General features: G+C 74.1%; 3 protein-coding genes. All 3 read left to right on the top strand.

All coding sequences use genetic code 11. The features are described from left to right. Window positions 1-466 precede the first annotated feature (466 nt). A complete protein-coding gene (gene ssd / locus BZL64_RS35910; RefSeq protein WP_086773232.1) occupies window positions 467-1,579 on the top strand; it encodes a septum site-determining protein Ssd in 1,113 nt (370 codons plus the stop codon). Then, window positions 1,576-2,772: a TadA family conjugal transfer-associated ATPase gene (locus BZL64_RS35905; RefSeq protein WP_086773231.1), complete on the top strand. Its 1,197-nt coding sequence runs from the start codon at window positions 1,576-1,578 to the stop codon at window positions 2,770-2,772. The genes ssd and BZL64_RS35905 overlap by 4 nt, the downstream gene beginning before the upstream one ends. Continuing rightward, on the top strand, window positions 2,763-3,592 hold an 830-nt coding region (locus BZL64_RS35900), incomplete at its 3' end, for a type II secretion system F family protein (protein WP_086773230.1). The genes BZL64_RS35905 and BZL64_RS35900, both read left to right, overlap by 10 nt.

The following is a 3,592-nucleotide window of genomic DNA, read 5'->3' as shown; positions in this document are numbered from 1 at the left end:
ACTCCTCCCCCCCCGAGTCGGCCGTGGAAGACGACCCCCGCTCTCCCCCCCGGCGGGGGTCGTCGCATGTCCGGACGCGTTTTCCCCTCTTTCTGCGTGGCCGTGAGGCCCTGCCCGGGCGGCTGAGGTCGCCTCTTCGCCATGCCCGCGGCTCGTCACGGGCCGTAGTCGTCGGACTGCTCTGCGGGCGTCGTACACAGGACGGACAGGGCTCACCGGTACGGGTGACGGCGATATTCACAACCCCCCACTCGTCCACAGTTATCCACCAAGATCCACACGATTTCCGGGTTCGCTGCACCGTGATTCCCACACGTTCGCTCGTGCCGAGTTCGGGACCGGTTCCGTTTGCCGGTCGCCCGAGCCGGTTTCCGTCGGACGCGCAAATGGAGACCGGGAGGCCGGTTCTTCACACGTAAGGGAATCGCGGGGCCGCAGAGGACTGCGTGCCACGCGGCGAAGGGGGATGGAAACCGTGACCGGAGCCGTCACACACGACCCGCCGCACGCCGCCGGAGGGCGGCAGGGCAGGCCGCTGATCGTCACCGAGGACGCGGTGCTCCTCGACGACCTGCTGCGGCTGTGCGCCGCCGCCGGTGCCACACCCGAGGTGCACCATTCGGTGCCCGTACAGCGGGGCGGCTGGGAGTCCGCACCGCTCGTCCTGGTCGGCGACGACGCCGCGCGCCGTGTTCGCGGTGCCGCGCGTCGCCGCGGAGTGGTTCTCGTCGGACGCGACCAGGACGACTCGGGAGTCTGGCGCCGGGCTGTCGAGATCGGTGCCGACCACGTCCTGGTGCTGCCCGACGGCGAGCAGTGGCTCGTCGACCGGATCGCCGACGTCGCCGAGGGAGTCGGACGCCCGGCCCTCACCGTCGGCGTCGTCGGCGGGCGCGGCGGCGCCGGAGCGTCCACGCTCGCGTGCGCCCTCGCCGTCACCTCCGCGCGGGAGGGACTGCGCACCCTCCTCGTGGACGCGGATCCCCTGGGCGGCGGACTCGACGTACTCCTCGGCGGCGAGACCGTCGAAGGCCTGCGCTGGCCCGCGTTCGCCGCCTCACGCGGACGCGTCGGCGGCGGCGCCCTGGAGGAGTCGCTGCCCGCACTGCATCAACTGCGGGTGCTCAGCTGGGACCGCGGCGACTGCGTCGCCATCCCGCCGCAGGCCGTGCGGGCGGTGCTCGCCGCGGCCCGGCGCCGCGGCGGCACCGTGATCGTCGATCTACCTCGCCGTATCGACGACGGGATCGCCGAGGTCCTCGCCCAGCTCGACGTCGGGCTGCTCGTGGTCCCCGCCGAACTGCGCGCCGTCGCCGCGGCCGGACGAGTGGCCTCCGCCATCGGCATGGTCCTGCGCGACCTGAGGGTGGCGGTACGCGGTCCGTACGCCCCCGGGCTCGACGACCGTGAGGTGGCCCGGCTCCTCGGACTGCCCCTGGTCGGAGAGGTGCCCGTCGAGTCGGGTCTGCTGCGTCCGGACGGCGGAAAAGCACCGCCCGGCGCGTCCGCGCGGGCACCCCTCGCCCGCTTCTGCAAGGAGTTCTGGGAGCGATCCCTGGCCGAGGCGGGCACCGCATGAGCACGGCGCACCGGCTCGACCGGCCGCCAGGATCCGGCGCACTCCTCGACGGCGTACGGCAGTGGCTCGCCGAGAGCGGCGCGGAACCGACACCGGCACACGTGGCACAGGCGCTGCGGGAACAGGGACGCGTGCTCGGGGACGCGGAAGTCCTCGGAGCGGCCGAGCAGTTGCGCTCCGAGCTGGTCGGCAGCGGTCCGCTGGAGCAGCTGCTCGCCGACCCGTCGGTGACCGACGTACTCGTCTCGGCCCCCGACCGGGTCTGGGTCGACCGTGGTGGCGGCCTGGAGCTGACCGCCGTCGCCTTCCCGGACGCGGCAGCCGTACGGCGCCTCGCCCAGCGTCTGGCCGCGGTGGCCGGTCGGCGCCTGGACGACGCCCGGCCCTGGGCCGACGCCCGGCTGCCGGACGGAACCAGGCTGCACGCGGTACTGCCGCCGGTGGCCGTCGGCTGCACCTGTCTGTCGCTGCGAGTGGTACGGCCGCGGGCTTTCACCCTCGACGAACTCATGGCCGCGGGCACCGTGCCGCCGGGCGGGGACAAGGTGCTGCGAGAGCTGCTGCGGGCCCGCCTGTCGTTCCTGATCAGCGGGGGCACCGGCAGCGGCAAGACCACGCTCCTGAGCGCCCTTCTGGGGCTGGTCGGGCCGGGGGAGCGGATCGTGCTGGCGGAGGACTCGGCGGAACTGCGGCCGGACCATCCGCACGTCGTGCGGCTGGAGACCAGGCCCGCCAACCAGGAGGGCGCCGGTCTGGTCACGCTCGAGGACCTTGTGCGGCAGGCGTTGAGGATGCGGCCGGACCGGCTGGTCGTGGGCGAGGTGCGAGGGCCCGAGGTCGTTCACCTGCTGGCCGCACTCAACACGGGTCACGAAGGCGGTTGCGGGACCGTCCACGCCAACGCCGCGGCCGATGTCCCGGCCCGGCTGGAAGCGCTCGGCACGGCGGCCGGGCTCGACCGGGCCGCTCTGCACAGCCAGTTGGCGGCAGCGCTGTCCGTGGTCCTGCACCTCGTGCGCGACCCGGCCGGGCGGCGGCGGATCGCCGAGGTGCATGTGCTGGAGCGGGACCCGTCGGGCTTGGTGCGGACCGTCCCGGCGCTGAGGTGGCAGGCGGACGCGTTCGTGTACGAGCGCGGCTGGGAGCGCCTGAGGGAGCTGCTGCGAAGCGAGAGGAGCGAGTCATGGGTGTGACCGGTGTGATGGGTGAAGGGCCCGTGAACGCCGCCGTTGCCTGTGCCGGCGTGGCGCTACTGCTGTGGGGCGGACCGTACTCGGCGCTCAGGCGGGCGCAGTTGCTGCTGGCCGGGGGAGCAGTGGCCGGCGGCGGGCCACCGTCCTGGCAGGACCTGGCACACGACCTGCGGCGCCTGCGTGCACGGTGGCGGCCCGAGTGGTGGTCACCGGTCCTCGGACTGGTCGTGGGCGTGCTGGGCAGCTCGGTCCTGCCGGTCGCCGCGGGGGCGGCCGGAGTACCCCTGCTGCGCCGGATGCGGCGGGCGCGCTCGGCACGGCGGGCGAGCGAGCGCCGAGCTGACGCGGTGATCGCGCTGTGCTCGTCGCTCGCCGGAGAGGTGCGTTCGGGGAGGCAACCCGGCGAGGCGTTGCAGCGCGCGGCACGCGACTCGGGAGGGCTCGGCCAGGCCCAGGCGAACGTGCTGGCTGCCGCACGGTTCGGAGGGGATGTACCCGGTGCGCTGGTGGGTGCGGCACGGCAGCCGGGGGCCGGCGGCTTGTCGGGGCTCGCGGCGTGCTGGCGGGTGGCCGTCGACCAGGGCGCCGGACTCGCTGCCGGACTCGATCGTCTCGAAGGCGCGCTACGCGCCGAGCGGGATCAAAGTGCTGATCTGCGCGCCCAGTTGGCGGGAGCGCGCTCCACGGCGGTGATGCTCGCCGGCCTGCCGGTTCTGGGGCTCCTCCTGGGTACCGCACTCGGCGCGGACCCGCTGCATGTCCTGCTGCACACCGGGGCTGGTCTGGGCTGCCTGTTCGTGGGCGGGGTGCTGGAGGGGCT

The sequence above is a fragment of the Streptomyces bobili genome (genome assembly GCF_002154575.1).
GTDB classification, from domain to species: Bacteria; Actinomycetota; Actinomycetes; order Streptomycetales; family Streptomycetaceae; genus Streptomyces; species Streptomyces bobili.
The sequence above is the reverse complement of the archived record's forward strand: the minus strand, read 5'-3'. Positions and strand labels throughout refer to the sequence as shown.